This window comes from Ferdinandcohnia sp. FSL W7-1320 (genome assembly GCF_038050315.1).
Lineage (GTDB): Bacteria > Bacillota > Bacilli > Bacillales > Bacillaceae_L > Ferdinandcohnia > Ferdinandcohnia aciditolerans.
Map to the genome: position 1 here is coordinate 1,860,906 of NZ_JBBPAM010000001.1, position 20,644 is coordinate 1,881,549.

At 38.4% G+C, this 20,644-nt stretch carries 24 protein-coding genes; all 24 read left to right on the top strand.

The features are described 5' to 3' along the window. The first annotated feature begins 276 nt into the window (after positions 1 to 276). Positions 277 to 726 (top strand): type II 3-dehydroquinate dehydratase, encoded by a 450-nt coding sequence (gene aroQ, locus NST91_RS09335; protein WP_341330909.1) that lies wholly within the window; start codon positions 277 to 279, stop codon positions 724 to 726. Further along, entirely contained in the window at positions 719 to 1,780 is a 1,062-nt protein-coding gene (locus NST91_RS09340) for a M24 family metallopeptidase (protein ID WP_341330910.1), read from the top strand. The genes aroQ and NST91_RS09340 overlap by 8 nt, the downstream gene beginning before the upstream one ends. A 41-nt stretch (positions 1,781 to 1,821) precedes the next feature. Next, entirely contained in the window at positions 1,822 to 2,379 is a 558-nt protein-coding gene (efp, locus tag NST91_RS09345; RefSeq protein ID WP_121449700.1) for an elongation factor P, read from the top strand. 186 nt (positions 2,380 to 2,565) lie between these two features. Continuing rightward, positions 2,566 to 2,847: a DUF2619 domain-containing protein gene (locus tag NST91_RS09350; protein WP_121447865.1), complete on the top strand. Its 282-nt coding sequence runs from the start codon at positions 2,566 to 2,568 to the stop codon at positions 2,845 to 2,847. 317 nt (positions 2,848 to 3,164) lie between these two features. Continuing rightward, positions 3,165 to 4,088, top strand: coding sequence for a stage III sporulation protein AA (gene spoIIIAA, locus NST91_RS09355; protein ID WP_121447866.1), 924 nt, complete (start codon positions 3,165 to 3,167; stop codon positions 4,086 to 4,088). After that, positions 4,089 to 4,604, top strand: coding sequence for a stage III sporulation protein SpoIIIAB (spoIIIAB, locus tag NST91_RS09360; protein ID WP_341330911.1), 516 nt, complete (start codon positions 4,089 to 4,091; stop codon positions 4,602 to 4,604). Positions 4,605 to 4,619: 15 nt separating this feature from the next. Continuing rightward, positions 4,620 to 4,826, top strand: a complete 207-nt coding sequence (gene spoIIIAC, locus NST91_RS09365) for a stage III sporulation protein AC (RefSeq protein WP_010284588.1) — start codon at positions 4,620 to 4,622, stop codon at positions 4,824 to 4,826. 14 nt (positions 4,827 to 4,840) lie between these two features. After that, positions 4,841 to 5,230 (top strand): stage III sporulation protein AD, encoded by a 390-nt coding sequence (gene spoIIIAD, locus NST91_RS09370; RefSeq protein ID WP_121447868.1) that lies wholly within the window; start codon positions 4,841 to 4,843, stop codon positions 5,228 to 5,230. A gap of 38 nt (positions 5,231 to 5,268) precedes the next feature. Next, positions 5,269 to 6,465: a stage III sporulation protein AE gene (gene spoIIIAE / locus NST91_RS09375; RefSeq protein ID WP_341330912.1), complete on the top strand. Its 1,197-nt coding sequence runs from the start codon at positions 5,269 to 5,271 to the stop codon at positions 6,463 to 6,465. 133 nt (positions 6,466 to 6,598) lie between these two features. Beyond that, entirely contained in the window at positions 6,599 to 7,261 is a 663-nt protein-coding gene (gene spoIIIAF, locus NST91_RS09380) for a stage III sporulation protein AF (RefSeq protein WP_341330913.1), read from the top strand. After that, a complete protein-coding gene (gene spoIIIAG, locus NST91_RS09385; RefSeq protein ID WP_121447870.1) occupies positions 7,262 to 7,933 on the top strand; it encodes a stage III sporulation protein AG in 672 nt (223 codons plus the stop codon). It abuts the gene before it with no gap. A gap of 1 nt (position 7,934) precedes the next feature. Continuing rightward, positions 7,935 to 8,537, top strand: a complete 603-nt coding sequence (locus NST91_RS09390) for a SpoIIIAH-like family protein (RefSeq protein WP_341330914.1) — start codon at positions 7,935 to 7,937, stop codon at positions 8,535 to 8,537. Positions 8,538 to 8,765: 228 nt separating this feature from the next. Beyond that, positions 8,766 to 9,272 carry an acetyl-CoA carboxylase biotin carboxyl carrier protein gene (gene accB, locus NST91_RS09395; protein WP_341330915.1) on the top strand — a complete coding sequence of 169 codons (507 nt, stop codon included), beginning with the start codon at positions 8,766 to 8,768 and terminating at the stop codon, positions 9,270 to 9,272. A gap of 33 nt (positions 9,273 to 9,305) precedes the next feature. Then, entirely contained in the window at positions 9,306 to 10,655 is a 1,350-nt protein-coding gene (accC, locus tag NST91_RS09400) for an acetyl-CoA carboxylase biotin carboxylase subunit (RefSeq protein ID WP_341330916.1), read from the top strand. Positions 10,656 to 10,770: 115 nt separating this feature from the next. Next, a complete protein-coding gene (locus tag NST91_RS09405; protein ID WP_099360670.1) occupies positions 10,771 to 11,181 on the top strand; it encodes an Asp23/Gls24 family envelope stress response protein in 411 nt (136 codons plus the stop codon). A 477-nt stretch (positions 11,182 to 11,658) separates the two neighbouring features. Then, positions 11,659 to 12,051 (top strand): transcription antitermination factor NusB, encoded by a 393-nt coding sequence (gene nusB, locus NST91_RS09410; protein WP_341330917.1) that lies wholly within the window; start codon positions 11,659 to 11,661, stop codon positions 12,049 to 12,051. Between the two features lie 52 nt (positions 12,052 to 12,103). Beyond that, positions 12,104 to 12,970, top strand: a complete 867-nt coding sequence (folD, locus tag NST91_RS09415; RefSeq protein WP_341330918.1) for a bifunctional methylenetetrahydrofolate dehydrogenase/methenyltetrahydrofolate cyclohydrolase FolD — start codon at positions 12,104 to 12,106, stop codon at positions 12,968 to 12,970. A gap of 12 nt (positions 12,971 to 12,982) precedes the next feature. Further along, entirely contained in the window at positions 12,983 to 14,329 is a 1,347-nt protein-coding gene (xseA, locus tag NST91_RS09420) for an exodeoxyribonuclease VII large subunit (RefSeq protein WP_341330919.1), read from the top strand. Further along, entirely contained in the window at positions 14,330 to 14,563 is a 234-nt protein-coding gene (locus NST91_RS09425; RefSeq protein WP_121447878.1) for an exodeoxyribonuclease VII small subunit, read from the top strand. A 2-nt stretch (positions 14,564 to 14,565) separates the two neighbouring features. Then, positions 14,566 to 15,459, top strand: a complete 894-nt coding sequence (locus tag NST91_RS09430; RefSeq protein WP_341330920.1) for a polyprenyl synthetase family protein — start codon at positions 14,566 to 14,568, stop codon at positions 15,457 to 15,459. 51 nt (positions 15,460 to 15,510) lie between these two features. Further along, positions 15,511 to 17,403 (top strand): 1-deoxy-D-xylulose-5-phosphate synthase, encoded by a 1,893-nt coding sequence (gene dxs, locus NST91_RS09435; protein WP_341330921.1) that lies wholly within the window; start codon positions 15,511 to 15,513, stop codon positions 17,401 to 17,403. A 2-nt stretch (positions 17,404 to 17,405) separates the two neighbouring features. Then, a complete protein-coding gene (locus tag NST91_RS09440) occupies positions 17,406 to 18,236 on the top strand; it encodes a TlyA family RNA methyltransferase (protein WP_341330922.1) in 831 nt (276 codons plus the stop codon). Between the two features lie 161 nt (positions 18,237 to 18,397). After that, positions 18,398 to 18,847 carry a transcriptional regulator AhrC/ArgR gene (ahrC, locus tag NST91_RS09445; protein ID WP_099351844.1) on the top strand — a complete coding sequence of 150 codons (450 nt, stop codon included), beginning with the start codon at positions 18,398 to 18,400 and terminating at the stop codon, positions 18,845 to 18,847. Between the two features lie 30 nt (positions 18,848 to 18,877). Continuing rightward, positions 18,878 to 20,587: a DNA repair protein RecN gene (gene recN / locus NST91_RS09450; RefSeq protein ID WP_341330923.1), complete on the top strand. Its 1,710-nt coding sequence runs from the start codon at positions 18,878 to 18,880 to the stop codon at positions 20,585 to 20,587. Positions 20,588 to 20,644: the final 57 nt, after the last annotated feature.

The following is a 20,644-nucleotide window of genomic DNA, read 5'->3' on the forward strand; positions in this document are numbered from 1 at the left end:
GGTAAGATATGGTAGAATGTTCTTGTTCGAACATTCTATTTTTTAGTAAGAGTTCAATAAGGAGGATGAAAAGGACCGCGTCGACAAGAACGCCACGTCCTGTGGCATTGTCGACACTAGCACATCCTGTGCGTCGAAAGTTTAAGGCGGTGTAGCTTTGAGTACCGGAGCGTATGTAGTTAATACGTGAGGAACGGAGAAGCAAGCCAACGCTGAAATTCGAAGTGTCATTTTCACCGGACTTTTTGAAAATCCTCTTTAAAGGGAGATCTATTTATGAAGAAAATACTCCTTATTAACGGACCTAATTTAAATCGACTTGGAAAAAGGGAGCCGCATATTTATGGGAGTCTCACACTAGCCGATGTGGAGAAAGACTTAACTGAGTTTGCGCATAACAGGAATGTGGAGCTTAATTGCTTCCAATCGAACTACGAGGGTGCAATTATTGATGCGATCCACAATGCCGAAGGAGAATACGATGGAATCGTAATGAATCCAGCGGCTTTTACGCATTACAGCTATGCGATTCGTGACGCCATAGCTGGAGTTACTGTGCCTGTAGTAGAGATACATATTTCGAATATTCATACTCGCGAAGAATTTCGACACACATCAGTCATCGCTCCTGTTACAATTGGGCAAATTGTTGGAGTAGGTGTATACGGCTACAAACTTGCGTTATTAGCAATGATTGAGCATTTAGGGGGAAAACTAGATGAATAAATTAGCAAAGCTACGTGAAAGTTTTTCAGGATTTGGAATTGATGGCTTATTCGTTACGAATAGTTATAACAGACGTTACATAACTAATTTCACCGGTACAGCGGGAGTTGCCCTCATTTCAGAAGAGAAGGCAGTTTTTATTACAGATTTTCGTTATGTCGAGCAAGCAAGTGAACAAGTGAAAGAATTTGAAATTATTCAACATTCAGGGCCAATCATTGAAGAGGTTGCCAAACAAGCTGAAATAATGGGAATTAAAAAGCTTGGGTTTGAACAAGATGATCTTTCTTATGCAACTTATACTGCGTATGATAAAGCAGTACAAGCAGAACTTGTTCCTGTTTCAGGAGTGATTGAAAAGTTACGCTTGATTAAGACCGATTCAGAGATTAAGATATTAAAGGAAGCAGCGGAGATAGCTGACGCCGCCTTTACTCATATTCTAGATGTGATTCGTCCTGGTATTACTGAAATTGAAGTTTCTACTGAGTTAGAATTTTTTATGCGAAAACAAGGGGCGACTTCATCTTCATTTGACACAATCGTTGCATCAGGTTATCGCTCAGCATTACCTCATGGGGTTGCGAGTGATAAAGTGATTGAAAATGGTGATTTTGTAACCCTTGATTTTGGTGCATATTATAAAGGATATTGCTCAGATATCACACGTACTGTCGCTGTAGGGAATCCTAGCGATGAACTGAAAAACATTTATGATGTTGTTTTAGAAGCTCAGCTTCGTGGTATGGCCGGTATTAAGGCTGGCATCACAGGAAAAGAAGCCGATGCCTTAACTCGTGATTATATTACGGAAAAAGGTTATGGTGAATATTTTGGTCATTCAACTGGACACGGTCTTGGTATGGAGGTTCATGAACAGCCATCATTATCATTCCGATCTGACAATGTATTAGAACCAGGAATGATTGTAACCTGTGAACCAGGTATTTACATAGCAGGTTTAGGTGGCGTGAGAATTGAGGACGATGTTGTTGTTAGAAAAGACGGCAATGAATCACTAACATTCTCTAAGAAAGAGTTAATTATTTTATAGACAAAATGGTTTGTCGTAATTGAATTAGGAGGAAATAGTATATGATTTCAGTTAACGATTTTCGTACAGGTTTGACAATTGAAGTGGACGGTGGGATCTGGAGAGTAATGGATTTCCAACACGTTAAACCAGGAAAAGGAGCAGCATTTGTACGCTCTAAGTTACGTAACCTTCGTACAGGTGCCGTTCAAGAGAAAACATTCCGTGCTGGCGAAAAAGTAGCAAAAGCACAAATCGAAAACCGCAAAATGCAATATCTATATGCAAACGGTGATTCACATGTATTCATGGACAATGAGTCCTACGAGCAAATTGAACTACCTGCATCAGCAATCGAGTATGAGTTAAAATACTTAAAAGAAAACATGGAAGTACACATTATGATGTTCCAAAGTGAAACATTAGGTGTTGAGCTGCCAAACACAGTTGAGCTTAAGGTTACTGAAACAGAACCTGGCATCAAAGGTGACACAGCTTCTGGTGGATCAAAGCCAGCAACACTTGAAACAGGTTTAATCGTTCAAGTTCCTTTCTTCATTAACGAAGGTGATGTTTTAATCATCAACACAACTGAAGGATCATATGTATCACGTGCATAATGAATATTGAGATCAATTAAGGACCCATCTTTTTAGATGGGTTCTTTTTATTATGTTTTTCTAAGTGCCAGCAGCAGATAAACCACAAAATCACCACCACTTAACCACCCCATAAAAATTCCTCTTCTGAAAATCAATGAACAAGCATAGGTTGTACAAAAGAAATTTATTTGGGTGGGGACAACGATGAAACGAATATTTTCGATGTTTGATACAAGTGTTTTGACGATGGCAGGACTGCGAATTTTATCTGGTTGCTTGGAAATAACGGCAGCGATTTTAATGCTGGTTTTTAATGATGTGAAAAAAGCGTTAGCAGTTAATGCATCACTAGCGGTTGTGGGGCCGCTAATTTTGATCTCGACTATGTCTATTGGACTGATTGGTTTAGCTGATCAGCTATCGTATTCGAAGCTTCTATTTATTGGGCTTGGCGTTGCATTTATATTGTATGGAATCTTCAAATAGAAATCGGCATAATGTGTCCAAGCATGCATACATTGAATTATGAGAGATATTAACTTTATTCAGTTGAAATCCCTTACTTGGAAAAGTGGAGGGAAATGCCAAAGAGTATACAATTCGTTTGGGGTTAAAACCCTGACTGAATAAAGTTAAAGCCTCCAGCGGATGCCACGATTTTTCAATGGAAGTTTTTCGAGCATAGGATCAAAGACTAGGAACGCCACTTCCTGTGGCAACGTCTTTGTGACCCACCTCGTGTGGGCCTAAAAAAATCGGGCGGCAAATACGCCAAGGCGCATTTGATATAAGGAGTTTACTAGATGAAAGAAATAATTGATGTGCTACCAAAATCAATCGTAAGCCTTATAAACAAGTATCCTCCAGAACGCATAGAAAAAATGGAAGAAATCCGAATTAGAGTGGCTAGACCTCTTGAAATCATTGAGAATGGAATTCCCATTTTTCATAATTATTCCGTTACCGGTGAAGATGCCGTTCAGCTTCTGAACAAACTTGGTCAATATTCGATATATACACTTGAAGAAGAGCTGAAACGGGGTTATGTCACCATCCAAGGTGGACATCGAGTGGGACTAGCTGGAAAAGTAATCACGGAGAATGGAAATGTCAAAGCAATTCGAGATGTGACTTCCTTTAATATTCGGATTGCAAAGCAAAAAATTGGAGTTGCAGCTCCACTGGCACCTTATCTCTATGATTCTTATTGGAAAAATACCATCATCATTGGACCACCACAGACTGGTAAAACCACTTTACTAAGGGATCTTGCAAGAATGATTAGTACAGGAATCGAATCTAAACACATTCCGGCGTTAAAGGTTGGAATCGTAGATGAGCGTTCAGAGATTGCTGGCTGTGTGAAAGGAGTTCCTCAAGCTTCATTGGGGCCAAGAGTTGATGTCCTAGATGCATGTCCAAAAGCTGAAGGGATGATGATGATGATTAGGTCGATGAGTCCTGACGTATTAATTGTTGATGAAATTGGTAGAGAGGAAGACAGTCAAGCGATTATGGAAGCCGTTAATGCAGGGGTAAGTTTGATTGTGACTGCACACGGACATCAAATTTCCGACCTCATGAAGCGTCCATCCTTAAAGAAGATTATAGAAGCAGGAGTTATAGAGAGATTTGTAGAGTTATCACGCACTAAGGGGCCGGGAACCATAAAATCCATCCTAGGTCCAACTGGAAAGCATCTTTTACCAAAAGTGAGCGTGACGTAGATGATAAAAATTTTAGGAGCAATACTTATTCTTCTTGCAACCACTTGGGCAGGGTTTGAAGCAGCACGACGTTTAAGTGAAAGACCCCGTCAGTTAAGGATGTTAAAAACAGCCTTACAATCACTGGAAGCAGAAATTATGTACGGCCATGTACCCTTAATTGATGTTGCAACCCATCTCTCAAGGCAAATTCCAAAGCCCGTATCTTATTTTTTTGAGGGCTTCGCGAAAAGGCTTCAAACAGGAGAGGTAAGTGTCAAGATTGCTTGGGATGAAAGTCTAAAGGAAGTTTCCAAATTGACTGCCTTTCATCAAGGAGAAATCGAGATTCTTCAACAGTTCGGGGAAACACTCGGACAGCATGATCGAACCTCACAACAAAAGCACATAAAACTTGCTATAACCCATCTTGAACGTGAAGAAAGCGATGCAAAAGATAGACAAATGCGTTACGAAAAAATGGTGAAAAGCCTGGGCTTTTTGTCTGGTTTATTAGTAGTCATTTTATTGATTTAGGGGGAGAAGAAGCGAATGGGAGTGGATGTAAATATTATATTTCAAATAGCCGGTGTAGGAATTGTGGTTGCCTTTCTCCATACAATCCTAGATCAGATGGGTAAAAAGGAATATGCACAGTGGGTTACACTGTTGGGCTTCATATATATCCTGTTTATGGTTGCAACAATCGTTGAGGACCTATTTAAAAAGATTAAAGCTGTATTCCTCTTTCAGGGGTAAGGAGGGGATGAGCGATTGAGATTATACAAATCGTTGGATTAGGTTTAATTGGAACCTTTCTGGCACTCATTGTAAAAGAACAAAAACCTACCTTTGCCTTTTTACTTGTAGTATTTGTCGGCTGTGTAATCTTTCTATTTTTAGTGGGAGAAATTGCAGATATCATTCGCATGCTTGAGAAAGTTGCAATTAACGCAAATGTGAACACTGTATATGTAGAAACCATTCTAAAAATCATTGGAATAGCATACATCGCTGAATTTGGCGCACAGATTACAAAAGATGCAGGTCAAGGGTCACTAGCCTCAAAGATTGAACTCGGGGGGAAAATCCTGATTTTAGCACTAGCTATACCAATTTTAACAGTATTAATAGAAACAATTATTGGACTTATTCCTAGTTAAATCAATAGAAACCAAGGTTTTCAAGGGGGTGGTTGGCATTGACCGGTAGTAAAACCTTATCTATTCTAGCGCTATTTCTTTTCTTTTTTTCTTTACCACATATTGTACAAGCCTCACCCTCACAACAAGAAATCATCGAAAACCAAATTCAAGAACAGGTTGAGGAACAACTAGAAACCCTTGGCATTGACGAAATAAAACAATTTTGGGATGAAATTGTTACGGACTATGGAGGTTATTTACCTGAAAGCCAAAAGGGTAGTTTACTAGAGTTCATTCAAGGCGAAAAGGAGCTTTCATTGAATGAATGGCTGCTCGGACTCGTCAAATTCGTATTCCATGAATTGATAGCAAATGGAAAACTTCTTAGCACACTAATCATGCTTACGATCTTTAGTATGTTTTTACAAACATTGCAAAATTCATTTGAGAAGAGTGCAGTTAGTAAAGTTGCTTATGCCATTGTTTACATGGTGTTAATCATCATCGCACTAAATAGCTTCAGGGTTGCCATCATGTACACAGAGGAAGCTATCGAGACGATGATCAATTTTATACTTGCACTTGTTCCTTTATTGCTTGCGTTAGTGGCATCATCAGGTGGAATCGCATCAGCAGCATTTTTCCACCCACTGATATTGTTTTTAATGAATACTAGCGGGCTTTTAATTCAATATATCGTTTTACCTTTATTGTTTATGTCAGCTCTATTAAGCATAGTGAGTACGTTAAGTGAACACTACAAGGTAACACAGCTTGCCCAATTACTACGTAATGTGAGTATTGGTATTATCGGGGTTTTCCTGACGATTTTCTTAGGCGTTATCTCAGTGCAGGGAACTACAACTGCGGTTGCAGATGGAATAACAATCAGGACCGCAAAATTTATTACTGGTAATTTTATTCCGGTCATTGGCCGGATGTTTACCGATGCCACAGATACTGTAATCAGTGCCTCGGTTATTCTGAAAAACACAGTTGGTATCTTTGGGGTTGTTATTCTCCTGCTAATTGCAGCATTCCCAGCGATTAAAGTGCTGTCATTAGCAATTATTTATAAGCTAGCAGCTGCACTTTTGCAGCCACTTGGCGGGGGACCGGTCATTGCTTGTTTAAATATCATTAGTAAAAGTGTCGTATATATCTTTGCGGCATTAGCAATCGTGTCACTGATGTTTTTCCTAAGTATCACGGTTATTATTGCAGCTGGAAACCTGACATTGATGGTGAGATAGAAAGGCGCAAGGTGCCCGATTATCGGCGAAAAGCATAAGACGAGCGCTGACAGAAGGTGCATTTTACCTTCCGAAGCGATTGGCTTATGACCTCGAGCCGATGGTGCCTGGAGCTAGACAAAAGGCCTAGGAGGTGAGGACACTGAGTTTTATTGCCGAATGGATTACGAATATTATTTTATTCATTTTACTCGCGACAATCGTGGACATGCTTCTGCCGAGTTCAAGTATGCAAAAATACGTAAAAATGGTAACAGGGCTTTTATTAATCCTAATTATATTAACTCCTCTGTTCTCACTTTTTAAATCTGATTTGGACCAGGCCTTGTTAAATATGAATTTAAAACCAGTTCAAAGTGAAAAAAATCTAGAAAATTTAATAGATTTGAAGAAAAAAGAAATACAAGCCTCACAACGTGCATATATTTTAGAAACAATGGCTGTCCAATTGGAATCTGAAGTGGAAGAGGAGTTGGTGCAAAACGAATATGATTTAACTGTTCAAAAAGTAAATGTATCCCTTTCAAGTGCTGTAGACAGTAAAGAGATTGTTACTTTGGATGAAATGTTGGATGACATTCAGTCAATTGAGGTGGTGCTATCGAAAGAGACAGCCGAACCTGATGATGTGGCAGTAGTAAAAACAGTTGAGATTGATACCTCCAAACAGAATGAGCCAGTGTATAAAAAAGTAGATCAAAACAATGTTAAGGCAATCACAAAAACATTAGCTTCCAGATGGGAAATAGACTCAGAAAAAATTGTAGTCACTGTGGAAGGGGGGAAAGAGTCGTAGATGGATAAGGACAAAGGTATCTTGAACAAAATCAAAGGAATGTTCTCCGGGTCCAAGGATGATCCACCAGATAAAAAGGGAAACAAGAAAAACCAATATTTCTTACTTTTATTAGCAGTTGGGATAGCCTTTATGTTAATTAGTAATCTATTCTCAAATGACAAACCAACATCTTCTGTTTTGCCAGCTACATCCTCGGAAGTAAGTGCCAAAGATGAGCCAACTTTTGGAGGACAGAAAGATGAACTAACTACAGCAATTGCAAAATATGAGGATCGTTATGAAAACGAGCTCAAAGAAGCACTAGAAGCAATTGCTGGAGTAGAGGATGTCATTGTTTCAGTAAGTGTAGATGCTACTGAATCAAAAATACTTGAAAAAAACACCGTATCCCAAAGTCAAATCACAAATGAGGAAGACAGGGATGGTGGAAAAAGACAAGTTGAGGATATAACAAAAGATGAACAAGTTGTCATCATCCGCAGCGGGGATTCTGAAACACCAATCGTCTTGAAGATTGAAAAGCCTGAAATACGAAGTGTTCTAATTGTTGCTAAAGGTGTTGAGAACGCAAAAATAAAACAAATGGTAGTGGAGGCTGTTACCAAAGGTTTTGATGTACCAAATCACAAGGTAGCAGTTGTACCAAGGAAAACGAAGGGGGATTCATAAAATGTTATTGAAAAAACAAACTGTATGGTTATTAACAATGTTAAGTCTAGTAGTTGTGTTATCAGTCTATTATATTACGACACCTGAAAACAATCCTAATGAAGTTGCAATGGAGCAGGATGAACAAAAGGATAATGAAAAAGAAAAAGAAAATGTAGAAACATCTACTGAAAATAAAGACGGAGCAAGTGTAACTGTTGAGGAAGATGAAGATGGTAATGTGATTTCTTCTGTTTCTAGTGATGACATGTTTGCTGCATTGCGCTTGGAAATTGATGAGCACCGCAGTAAAATAAGAAGCAATTTAGAAGATCAAGCAGCTTCAACAGAACTAACAGCAGATCAAAAGCTTAAAGCATATGATGAGTTAAAGAAGTTAGAAGATATTGAATCAAAAGAAAAGATTATCGAAATGCTTATCAAAGGAAATAACTACGAGGATGCTTTAGTTCGCGTAGAAGGTGACAAGATTAAGATTACAGTTAAATCTAAGGAAAGCTCAAAGCAACAAGCTAATGAAATTCTACGACTAGTTCGCAGCGAGTTAGGCGAACTCCAAAATGTTGCGGTAGAGTTTGAATTAACTGGTGACAAAGAAAAATAATAAAGAAAAGAAAGTACGGCTAAAATGCTGTACTTTCTTTTCTTTTTGGTAAAATAAATGGGTAGTGGGGAAATCAATGTTAACGTTTTCCTGAAAAAATCTCTGCAATATATTGAAAAGAGGGTTTTAAGTATCGTATCATGTTAGTATGTGGTACTAATACTAGCAATAAAATGTGACATCAATTTATAGTTTTATATTTCGAGTTAATCACAAGGAGTGTAATGAATGTTTAAAATTCAAGAATTACGTGAACTTATTAAGTTAGTTGATCATTCAAATATTGACGAGTTTACTTTTGAGAGCGAAGGCTCAAAAATTAAAATGAAGAAAAGTAAAGAAACAACTGTACAAACAATTGTAGAAAGCAAAGTGCAAGCACAACCGGTTGCACCTGTTGTTACTGAGGTAGCTCAGCCTGCAGCACCAGCACAATCTGTACAACCACAGTCACAGCCAGCTGAACCTGTTACAGCAGCACCTGCAGTTGATGAAAACCTACATAAAATTGTCTCACCGATGGTTGGTACTTTCTATGCATCTCCATCTCCAGATGCAGATGCATATGTTCAAAAAGGTGATAAAGTTAAAGAAGATTCAGTAGTTTGTATCGTAGAAGCCATGAAGCTATTTAACGAAATCGAAGCTGAAGTAAATGGAGAAATCGTTGAAATATTAGTTGAGAATGGTCAGCTTGTGGAGTATGGTCAACCATTATTCCTAGTTAAAGCATAGTATGATTGTTCAAATAAGTAAGGAGCGACCCTCATGTTAAAAAAAATACTAATAGCAAACCGTGGAGAAATTGCGGTTCGTATAATTCGTGCCTGTAAAGAGCTCGGTATTGAAACGGTAGCTGTTTTCTCTGAGGCAGACCGGGAATCTCTTCACGTTCAACTTGCAGATGAGGCCTATTGTATTGGTCCAAAGTCTTCAAAGGACAGCTATTTAAACTTTACAAATATTATTAGCGTTGCAAAGCTTACTGAAAGTGAAGGGATTCACCCAGGTTACGGATTCTTAGCTGAGAACGCAGACTTTGCGGAGCTTTGTCGTGAAGTAAATCTAACTTTCATTGGTCCAAGCCCTGAAGCCATTAATAAAATGGGTACAAAGGATGTTGCCCGTGAAACGATGAGACAAGCAGGTGTACCGATTGTGCCTGGTTCACAAGGAATCATTAAAGATACAGGTGAAGCAATCGCGTTGGCGAATGATATGGGCTATCCAGTCATTATTAAAGCTACTGCTGGTGGAGGCGGAAAAGGAATCCGTGTTGCGAAGGATGAAGAGGAACTCACTAAGGGAATCAACATCACTCAACAGGAAGCTGCTACTGCCTTTGGAAATCCAGGTGTATATATTGAAAAATATATTCAGGATTTCCGCCACGTTGAAATTCAAGTATTAGCAGACAACCACGGAAATGTGATACATTTAGGGGAGAGAGATTGCTCCATTCAAAGGCGTTTACAAAAGCTAGTTGAGGAAACACCATCTCCTGCACTAAATGAAGCTACAAGACAAAAAATGGGTGATGCTGCAGTTAAAGCAGCACAAGCTGTTAACTACTCAGGTGCTGGAACAATAGAATTTATTTATGACCATGTCAATGATCAATTCTATTTCATGGAAATGAATACAAGAATTCAAGTTGAGCATCCCGTTACTGAGATGGTAACAGGTGTAGACTTAATTAAAGAACAAATTCGTGTTGCATCAGGAGAAGAGCTTTCACTCACTCAAAGTGAAGTAACATTTAATGGTTGGGCAATTGAATGCCGAATCAATGCAGAGAACCCAGAGAAGAATTTCATGCCATCTCCAGGCAAAATTGAAATGTATTTGCCACCTGGTGGTCTAGGAGTAAGGGTAGATTCTGCTGCATATCCTGGTTATTCAATACCTCCATATTATGATTCGATGATTGCTAAGTTAATTACATATGGGGCAACTAGGGAAGAAGCAATCGCAAGAATGAAGCGTGCTCTAAGTGAATTTGTAATTGAGGGTGTACACACTACAATTCCTTTCCACCTTAAGCTTATGAATCATGAGAAATTTGTTGGCGGAGACTTCAACACCAAATTTCTTGAATTATATGAGGTTATGAAGTAGTACGTCAAAAAACGCCTTGTTGTATCCTCATCTGAATCGACTACTTATGTAGCATTGAACCACCACATATAGAAGAGATTGGCTGAATAAAGTTAAATATAGGAGGTGCTTGCTAATGGCAGCGGAAACGAATATTTTAGAAATGGATCAAGGCAGTAACGGTCTTGGTAAGGTTGAAATTGCACCAGAGGTAATTGAAGTAATTGCTGGTATTGCTTCTTCAGAGGTTGAAGGAGTCGCACAAATGAGAGGGAACTTTGCTTCTGGAGTGGTTGAGAAACTAGGAAAGAAAAACCATGGTAAAGGTGTTAAAGTTGAATTAACAGAAACCGGGATCATTGTGGATGTATACTGTGTAATGAACTTTGGCGTTTCTATTCCGAATGTTGCTCGTCAAATTCAAGACAATGTACGCCAGGCTTTATTGAATATGACAGCTTTAGATGCGAATGAAGTTAACATCCATGTTGTTGGTGTGTTATTTGAAACGCAAAAACCTGAAGTTGAAGTAGAAGAAGAGATGTAGGCACTAGGTAGTCTGATGGCAAACGCTATCAGACTTTTTTATTGGCTCTTTTCTAAAAAGATTGTTGCTTTTTGTTAGTACATTGCAAACCATGATGATTGGAGCGTAAGATGGCGAATCCAGTAAGAGGAACAGCACCTGTCCAGTTGTAGCAGCTAGAAACTCGAGAAATTTCTACTCCTCTTTCAGAGCCAAATTACGCCTCATTGCCTGAGTGGCCAAATTTTCTCGTTTCTGTGCAAGCTGCCTCCGCATTTCATTGAGGAGGCTAAAGCCACGCCCACGGAAAGGATCCACCAGAAGAGGAAGTCAACGATATAAAAAACAACAAAGATTGCGAAAACAGCCTTTTTATTTTTACCTTACAATAAAGAGTTGGTTTTTATTTTAAAATTATTTTATGATATTATCATGTTATCGGAATGCAATTGATAGTGGGACAAAAGTTTTACTATATATAAAGGAGAAATAATTAGTATGAAAAGACGTACAGCACGACAAAAGGCTTTGCAATCGTTATTTCAAGTTGATGTAAGCCAGAGTGACCCAAATGAGGCAATTGAAAGTGTACTTGAAGAAGAGTCTTTAGATCCTTTCTTAGAACAGATTGTACATGGAGTAATCGAACATAAAGAAGAAATTGATTCTCTATTAAGAGAGCATCTAGAAAAATGGAATCTTGAAAGACTTGCAAATGTAGACCGTTCGATTTTACGCATCGCAGTCTATGAAATGAAATATATAGAGGAAATTCCTGTTAAGGTAAGTATTGATGAGGCAATTGAACTTGCTAAAGAATTTGGTGATGATAGCTCGAGTCGTTTTATTAATGCTATTCTATCGAAAATAAAAGATACATTAGTAAAGTAAAATATCGCTGTAGTCCATAAAGAATTCAAATTAGATAAGGGAGAGTCGAAAAATGTCGGCAGAGATTATAAGTGGGAAAGAATTAGCACAAACAAAACGTAATGAAATTGCAGAAGAGGTAAAGAATTTATCACAGGACGGTATCGTTCCTGGATTAGCTGTGTTATTAGTTGGTAATGACCCAGCTTCAAGATCCTATGTAAAAGGGAAAGATAAAGCATGTAAGGAAACTGGCATTTACTCTTTGATGCTAGAATATCCAGATACCATTACAGAAGAATTTTTACTTAGTGAAATTGACCGCTTAAACCAGGATCCTTCTATCCATGGTATTCTTGTTCAATTGCCATTACCAAACACGATTAATGAAACGGCAGTTATTGAAAGAATTTCACCCGAAAAAGATGTGGATGGTTTTCATCCAATTAACATTGGCCGCATGATGACTGGACAAGACGCTTTCTTACCATGTACACCTTTTGGAGTTATTGAAATGGTTAAATCGAAACAAATATCAATCGAAGGTAAGCATGTTGTGGTTGTTGGCAGAAGTAATATTGTCGGGAAACCAGTTGGACAACTCTTCCTTAAAGAGAATGCTACAGTAACATATTGTCATTCCAGGACTAAAAATTTGAAAGAAATGACCCTTCAAGCAGATATTTTAGTTGCTGCTGTTGGAAAAGCGAATTTTATTCCTGGAGATTATATTAAAGAAGGTGCAGTTGTGATTGATGTTGGTGTAAACCGCCTTGAATCAACCGGTAAGCTTGTTGGGGACGTTATTTTTGACGAAGCAAAAGAGAAAGCAAGCTATCTTACACCAGTACCAGGTGGAGTTGGTCCTATGACGATTACAATGCTTCTTCATAATACGGTTCAGTCTGCGAAAAAATTCGCCCTTCTTTCTAGGAAGTAAGGATTGGTTGGAATGGAACAGAATCGATATCTAACCGTTACAGCTTTAACAAAATATATTAAACGTAAATTTGATGCGGATCCTCACCTTCAGGATATTTGGGTGAAGGGAGAAATCTCGAATTTTAAGGCGCATAGTCGTGGACATATGTATTTTACAATAAAGGATCAACAAGCACGAATTCAAGCTGTGATGTTTGCTGGCTATAACCGAGATTTAAAATTTACTCCTGAAAATGGGATGAAAGTTTTGCTTCGCGGCGAGGTTACAGTATTTGAATCAAATGGAAACTATCAGATCTATGTAAAAGAAATGCAGCCTGACGGAATCGGAAATTTATACTTAGCCTATGAAGAAATGAAAAAACGTCTTGAAGCGGAAGGACTTTTCTCCCAAAACTATAAAAAGCCAATTCCTAAAATACCACATTATATTGGGATTGTTACATCACCAACAGGGGCTGCGATTCGCGATATAATTACAACGATTAGACGTAGATATCCAATCGCAAAAGTAATTGTCTTTCCTGCCCTTGTCCAAGGAGTGAATGCCGGGCCATCAGTGGTAAACGCCATCGAGCAAGCGAATGAATTTGGAAAAATTGATGTTTTAATTGTTGGCCGTGGCGGTGGCTCAATTGAGGAACTTTGGGCATTTAATGAAGAAATCGTGGCAAGAGCGATTTTTCAGTCTAAGGTGCCCATTATTTCTGCAGTGGGACATGAGACAGATATTACGATCGCAGATTTTGTGGCAGATTTACGTGCACCTACACCAACAGGAGCTGCCGAATTAGCTGTGCCACATATGGCCGAGCTTTCTGAACGCTTACTCGTTAGACATACTCGTCTACTGCGTGCAATGAAAGAAAAACTAGTAAGTGATTCAAAACGTTTAGATACATTGAAGAAATCCTATGCTTTTCGTTTTCCGAAAAATCTTTACGATCAAAAGCAACAACAGCTGGATCGCTTGGTAGACCGATTAGAAAGAGAAGGGGCTATGGCAATATCTCGAAAGCAAGAAGTATTTCAAAAGCTTAGCCTACGGTTGCAGCATAACCATCCAAGTGAAAAGCTGATTCGTGCCAAACAAAAGCAGGATCTTAATCGAAAAATGCTTTTAAAAGAATTTACACAGATTTTGAAACAGAAGCAATTTGCTTTTTCGTCCCAAGTATCGAAGCTAGAGGCACTTAGTCCGTTGAAAATCATGGATCGTGGGTATAGTCTTGTATATGATCAGGAAGAACATTTAGTAAAAAGTGTGCAGCAAGTTGAACAGGGGAATAAAATCAAGGTTAAGCTGTCGGATGGTCATCTTGACTGTGAAGTAATTGAAATAGAGGAGAGACAATAGATGAGTGAAGACAAGGTATTATCCTTTGAAGAAGCAATGGAAAAACTCGAGCAAATTGTCGGGCATCTTGAAGAAGGAGATGTCCCTTTAGAAAAAGCAATCACATATTTCCAAGAAGGCATGAAGCTTTCAAAGCTTTGTCATGACAAGCTCCAACATGTTGAAAAGCAAATGGAGCAAATCTTACGCGAAGACGGTGAACTTGAACCGTTTACGATTCAGGAGGAAGAATGAACATGAATCCGACTGAGATAGCACAATTTTTAGATGTACAAAAGAATACTATTGAAGAGCAGCTTCCTAAGTATATTTCTAGCTTATCAGCACCCAAAATAATAAGGGAAGCGATGCACTACTCTCTTGAAGCGGGTGGGAAACGGATTCGCCCTTTATTACTCCTTGGTACACTACATTCTTTTGGAAAAGATGAAGCAATCGGTCTACCGACTGCGTGTGCGATTGAAATGATTCATACGTATTCCCTTATTCATGACGACCTACCGAGTATGGATGATGATGATCTTCGTAGGGGAAAACCTACCAATCACAAGGTGTTTGGAGAGGCAGTGGCAATTTTAGCGGGTGATGCACTATTAACATATAGTTTTCAGGTAATTACTGAATCCATCAGTCCTGAATTATCCCCTGAAAAAAAGCTGTTGCTCGTAACTGAATTAGCAAAAGCTTCTGGTCCAGAAGGCATGGTTGGAGGACAGGTGGCGGATATGGAAGGCGAAGGTAAAGTCCTGAGCTTAGATGAATTAGAATACATTCACCGCCATAAAACAGGAAAATTATTAGCATATAGTGTGATTGCAGGAGCGATTCTTGCAGATGCTACTAGTGAACAGCTTGATAAGCTTACGCAATTTGCGCATCATTTAGGTTTAGCCTTTCAAATTCGAGATGATATTTTAGATATCGAAGGTACAGAAGTTAAACTTGGGAAACCGGTCGGCAGTGATACTGGTAATCATAAGAATACTTATCCTGCATTATTAACTCTTGAGGGTGCAAAGGAGAAACTAACATTTCATATAGATGAAGCAAGGCGGTTTTTATATAGTGTTGATATGAAACATGATATACTAGACTATATGTGTAATCTAATCGCATCCAGAGATCATTAAAATACATTCCAAAAAAATGTATTACATAGTAAATGAAAGTGAGTGAATCCTTTGGATCTTCTAAGTATTAAAGACCCTAAGTTCCTAAAAAATATGTCTATAGATGAATTAAATAAACTTAGTCAGGATATCCGTCAATTTTTAATTGAAAAGCTTTCCAAGACAGGTGGACATATTGGTCCAAATCTTGGGGTGGTTGAATTAACAATCGCTTTACATAAGGAATTTGATAGCCCAAAGGATAAATTCATTTGGGATGTTGGGCATCAGTCCTATGTACACAAAATTTTGACAGGTCGGGCTTGTGAATTTGATACATTGCGACAATATAAAGGGCTATGTGGGTTTCCGAAACGGATTGAAAGTGAGCATGACGTTTGGGAAACTGGACATAGCTCAACCAGTCTTTCCGCTGCTATGGGAATGGCTGCTGCACGAGATATTAAAGGAACTAAAGAATTTATCGTTCCGATAATTGGTGATGGTGCCTTAACAGGTGGAATGGCATTAGAAGCATTAAATCATATCGGACATGAAAAGAAAGATATGATTGTCATTTTAAACGATAATGAGATGTCAATTGCACCAAATGTTGGTGCACTTCATAATGTACTCGCAAGGCTGCGTACAGCGGGTAAATACAACTGGGTAAAAGATGAACTTGAGTATTTACTTAAAAAAATTCCAGCTGTAGGTGGTAAGCTTGCTTCAACCGCTGAGCGTATCAAGGACAGCCTGAAATATTTGCTTGTGTCTGGAGTTTTCTTTGAGGAACTAGGTTTTACATACCTAGGGCCAATTGATGGACATAATTATGAGGATTTATTTGAGACACTAGAATACGCAAAGAAAACAAAGGGGCCAGTATTGGTTCATGTAATTACCAAAAAAGGGAAGGGTTACACCCCTGCGGAAACAGATAAAGTGGGTACATGGCATGGAACAGGTCCTTATAAAATTGAAACAGGGGATTTCGTTAAGCCTGTAAATCCACCTCCTGCATGGAGTGCTGTTATTAGTGAAACCGTCCGGAAGTTAGCTAAAAATGATAATCGAATTGTTGCAATAACACCTGCAATGCCTGTAGGTTCAAAACTCGAAAAGTTTGCAAAGGAATTCCCTGACAGAATGTTCGACGTGGGAATTGCAGAACAGCATGCAACTACGATGGCTGCAGGTCTGGCAACGCAAGATATGAAGCCTTTCTTAGCGATTTATTCGACCTTCTTGCAAAGAGCTTATGACCAGGTTGTGCATGACATATGCCGCCAAAATCTAAATGTGTTCATTGGAATTGACCGCTCAGGTTTAGTAGGGGCAGATGGAGAAACACATCAAGGTGTGTTTGATATTCCTTTCTTAAGACATATCCCAAATATGGTCCTTATGATGCCAAAGGATGAAAATGAAGGTCAGCACATGGTGAATACTGCGATTCAATATGATGATGGTCCAATTGCTTTAAGATATGCAAGAGGAAATGGACTTGGAGTCGACATGGATGAAGAACTTAAGGTTATTCCTATCGGTACATGGGAAATTATAAAACCAGGTACAGATGCTGTAATTCTTACGTTTGGTACTACGATTCCAATGGCCTTAGAAGCAGCAGAGCGACTTGAAAAAGAAGATATATCTGTAAGAGTGGTCAATGCCCGTTTTATTAAACCACTCGATAATGATATGATGCACCAAATCTTAGGGTCAAGCCTTCCAGTTTTAACAATTGAGGAGTCCGTATTAATGGGTGGATTTGGAAGTGCAGTTCTTGAATTTGCTCAAGAACATGGATATCAAAATGCATCAATCGACCGAATGGGCATTCCTGACCAATTTATTGAGCATGGAAATGTAAATGATCTGTTGCATGAAATTGGCATGACAACTGAGAATGTGGTTGAGCGCATACACAATCTCGTACCTAAGAAACAGAAAAGAGTGTAGACATGGGTACAAAAAAAGAAAGACTCGATGTTTTGTTGGTTGAACGCGGATTAATCGAAACAAGAGAAAAAGCAAAACGATCCATTATGGCTGGTCTCGTGTATTCAAATGAAGAACGACTTGATAAGCCAGGAGAAAAAGTAGAAATTGATATACCACTTGTTGTGAAAGGGAATGTCATTCCTTATGTCAGCAGAGGTGGGTTAAAGCTTGAAAAAGCCATTAAAGATTTTAATTTAAACATCAAGGATAAAATTATGATTGATGTAGGCTCCTCAACTGGTGGTTTTACGGATTGTGCACTTCAAAATGGAGTCAAAAAATCATATGCCCTTGATGTTGGCTACAATCAGCTTGCCTGGAAACTCAGACAAGATGAACGTGTCGTCGTTATGGAACGAACTAATTTTCGATATGTAACACCAGCTGACCTACAAAGCGGTCTACCTGAGTTTGCGACAATTGATGTTTCGTTTATCTCTTTGCGTTTAATTCTGCCTGTTTTAAAAACGCTCCTAGTTCCGAATAGTGACGTTGTGGCGCTTGTAAAACCACAATTTGAGGCAGGTAAAGAGCAGGTTGGTAAAAAAGGGATCGTACGTGAACCGAAAACCCATGAGGCGGTCCTTACGCATATCATTGAGTTTTCCTTAAAAGAAGGGTATGATTGCATTAATTTGTCGTATTCGCCAATCACAGGTGGAGAAGGAAATATCGAATTTTTACTCCATTTGCGCTGGAATGGTCCGGCTGAGAAGGGCGAAAACAAGTTACCTATTTCTGAGCAGGAGATCGTACAAAGTGCACATGCAAATTTAAAAAATGATAAATAATAGAGGGGATAGCCGTAGTGCTGTCCTCTTTCTTCATGAAGAAATGATATTACGCTATACATATTGAAAACCCAATAACTCATTAAAAAAAATGTACAATTCTGTCAGAATCGGCTAACATAGGAGGTAATAAAACAAAGTTTGAGAGAGAGGAAGTCACAATGAATAAAGGGCAAAGACATATAAAAATTCGTGAAATTATCACGAGCAATGATATAGAAACACAAGATGAAATTGTCGATATTCTAAAAAGTGAGGGATATAACATCACACAAGCGACTGTATCCCGGGATATTAAAGAACTTCATTTGGTAAAGGTACCAATGATTGATGGCCGTTATAAATATAGTCTACCAGCTGATCAACGTTTTAATCCGCTACAAAAATTAAAACGTTCATTAATGGATGCTTTTGTGAAAATCGACTCAGCGGGGCATATGCTTGTGATGAAAACCCTTCCGGGGAATGCAAATGCGATCGGTGCATTAATCGACCATTTAGATTGGGAAGAAATTTTAGGTACAATTTGTGGCGATGACACCATCTTAATTATCTGTAAAACTCCAGAACAAACAGAAACAGTTTCAAATCGATTCCTAGACATGCTCTAAGGGAGAGAGTGGAATTAGGAGGTGTAGGAATTGTTAGCAGAATTATCAATAAAGAACTTTGCCATTATTGAGTCTCTTTCGGTTTCATTAGAAAAAGGATTGACAGTTCTAACGGGTGAAACAGGAGCGGGAAAGTCCATCATAATTGATGCTGTCCATTTATTGGTGGGCGGAAGAGGCTCTGTTGAATTTGTACGATATGGCGAAGACCGAGCGGAAATAGAGGGGCTATTTTTAATCGATAATAACAATCACCCCTGTTATGCAAAAGCTGAAGAGTTTGGGATTGAAATTAGCGAGGGAATGATTGTTTTACGTAGGGATATATCTAAATCAGGGAAAAGTGTCTGTAGAATTAACGGAAAACTCGTCACCATTTCGATTCTTCGTGAGTTTGGCAGAACATTAATCGATATCCATGGTCAACATGAACACCAAGATTTAATGAATCAGGAACAACATATTCATATGCTGGATCAATACGGTGGAAAATTACTTGAACAAGCATTAAGGGCCTATCAAGAGGTTTATAAAAGCTATCTACAAGTAAAGCAAAGGTTAAAAAGCTTTAATGAAAATGAACAGGAAATGGCCCATCGACTTGATTTAATTCAATTTCAATTAAATGAAATTGGCAATGCAAATTTGCAACCGAATGAAGATGTGGAATTAACTGAGGAAAGAAGAAAGATTTCAAATTACGAAAAAATCTTCAAAGCGTTACAAAATAGTTATAATGCGCTACATGGTGACCAAAAAGGACTTGACTGGGTTGGGTTAGCCATGAATCATGCAGAAGATATTATGGATATTGATAAAGAATTAAAAAATATCCATGAGACCATCTCCAATAGCTTCTATTTGTTAGAGGAAATCTCCTATAAAATCAGAACTCAATTAGACGAATTAGAATATGATCCTGCAAGACTTGACTATATTGAAGGTCGTTTAAATGAAATTGCTCAATTAAAGCGAAAATATGGACATACTGTTGAGGAAATTCTCGAATACGCAGCAAAAATAGAGGATGAAGTCGATACTATTCAAAATCGCGAGCAACATATCGGAAAGATTAAAGAAGAACTTGAGTCAGTACTAGAGGATGTGAAGCTTGAGGCTGAAAATATCTCAAACCTTCGAAAAAAATTAGCAAAAGAACTAATTCATAAAATTAAACAGGAATTAAAAGAGCTATATATGGAAAAAGCAAAATTTGATATTAACTTTTTTGAGGATTCGACTATTAAATTCACTCCAAATGGGAAAGATGATATTGAATTTTACATTTCGACAAATCCCGGTGAACCACTTAAACCTTTAGCAAAAATTGCCTCAGGTGGAGAGTTATCGAGGATTATGCTTGCCATAAAAGGTATCTTTTCGAAACATCAAGGTGTTACATCCATTATTTTTGATGAGGTTGATACAGGGGTTAGTGGGCGTGTTGCACAAGCAATCGCCGAAAAAATTCATGGTATTTCAATAGGTTCACAAGTACTTTGTATTTCCCATCTCCCGCAGGTTGCAGCTATGGCAGATACCCATTTGTTTATATCCAAAGAGACTGTACAAGGAAGAACAATGACATCCGTAACACCATTGGATGAGGATGCCAAAGTAAAAGAAATAAGTAGAATGATTTCCGGGGTCGAAATAACGGATTTAACAAAGGAACATGCACAGGAATTATTAAAACTTGCGAAGGAAAGCAAACATGCAAGACAGATGGTAAACCACTAATGTATTTATGATATACAAAATGAGAAGCAATTTTTATTTGTAATGCTATCCAAATTG

Excerpts from the sequence above, each read along its gene's own strand:
- aroQ (WP_341330909.1), top strand. The coding sequence starts at position 277 with ATGAAGAAAATACTCCTTATTAACGGACCTAATTTAAATCGACTTGGA.
- NST91_RS09340 (WP_341330910.1), top strand. The coding sequence starts at position 719 with ATGAATAAATTAGCAAAGCTACGTGAAAGTTTTTCAGGATTTGGAATT.
- efp (WP_121449700.1), top strand. The coding sequence starts at position 1,822 with ATGATTTCAGTTAACGATTTTCGTACAGGTTTGACAATTGAAGTGGAC.
- NST91_RS09350 (WP_121447865.1), top strand. The coding sequence starts at position 2,566 with ATGAAACGAATATTTTCGATGTTTGATACAAGTGTTTTGACGATGGCA.
- spoIIIAA (WP_121447866.1), top strand. The coding sequence starts at position 3,165 with ATGAAAGAAATAATTGATGTGCTACCAAAATCAATCGTAAGCCTTATA.
- spoIIIAB (WP_341330911.1), top strand. The coding sequence starts at position 4,089 with ATGATAAAAATTTTAGGAGCAATACTTATTCTTCTTGCAACCACTTGG.
- spoIIIAC (WP_010284588.1), top strand. The coding sequence starts at position 4,620 with ATGGGAGTGGATGTAAATATTATATTTCAAATAGCCGGTGTAGGAATT.
- spoIIIAG (WP_121447870.1), top strand. The coding sequence starts at position 7,262 with ATGGATAAGGACAAAGGTATCTTGAACAAAATCAAAGGAATGTTCTCC.
- NST91_RS09390 (WP_341330914.1), top strand. The coding sequence starts at position 7,935 with ATGTTATTGAAAAAACAAACTGTATGGTTATTAACAATGTTAAGTCTA.
- accB (WP_341330915.1), top strand. The coding sequence starts at position 8,766 with ATGTTTAAAATTCAAGAATTACGTGAACTTATTAAGTTAGTTGATCAT.
- accC (WP_341330916.1), top strand. The coding sequence starts at position 9,306 with ATGTTAAAAAAAATACTAATAGCAAACCGTGGAGAAATTGCGGTTCGT.
- NST91_RS09405 (WP_099360670.1), top strand. The coding sequence starts at position 10,771 with ATGGCAGCGGAAACGAATATTTTAGAAATGGATCAAGGCAGTAACGGT.
- nusB (WP_341330917.1), top strand. The coding sequence starts at position 11,659 with ATGAAAAGACGTACAGCACGACAAAAGGCTTTGCAATCGTTATTTCAA.
- folD (WP_341330918.1), top strand. The coding sequence starts at position 12,104 with ATGTCGGCAGAGATTATAAGTGGGAAAGAATTAGCACAAACAAAACGT.
- xseA (WP_341330919.1), top strand. The coding sequence starts at position 12,983 with ATGGAACAGAATCGATATCTAACCGTTACAGCTTTAACAAAATATATT.
- NST91_RS09425 (WP_121447878.1), top strand. The coding sequence starts at position 14,330 with ATGAGTGAAGACAAGGTATTATCCTTTGAAGAAGCAATGGAAAAACTC.
- NST91_RS09430 (WP_341330920.1), top strand. The coding sequence starts at position 14,566 with ATGAATCCGACTGAGATAGCACAATTTTTAGATGTACAAAAGAATACT.
- NST91_RS09440 (WP_341330922.1), top strand. The coding sequence starts at position 17,406 with ATGGGTACAAAAAAAGAAAGACTCGATGTTTTGTTGGTTGAACGCGGA.
- ahrC (WP_099351844.1), top strand. The coding sequence starts at position 18,398 with ATGAATAAAGGGCAAAGACATATAAAAATTCGTGAAATTATCACGAGC.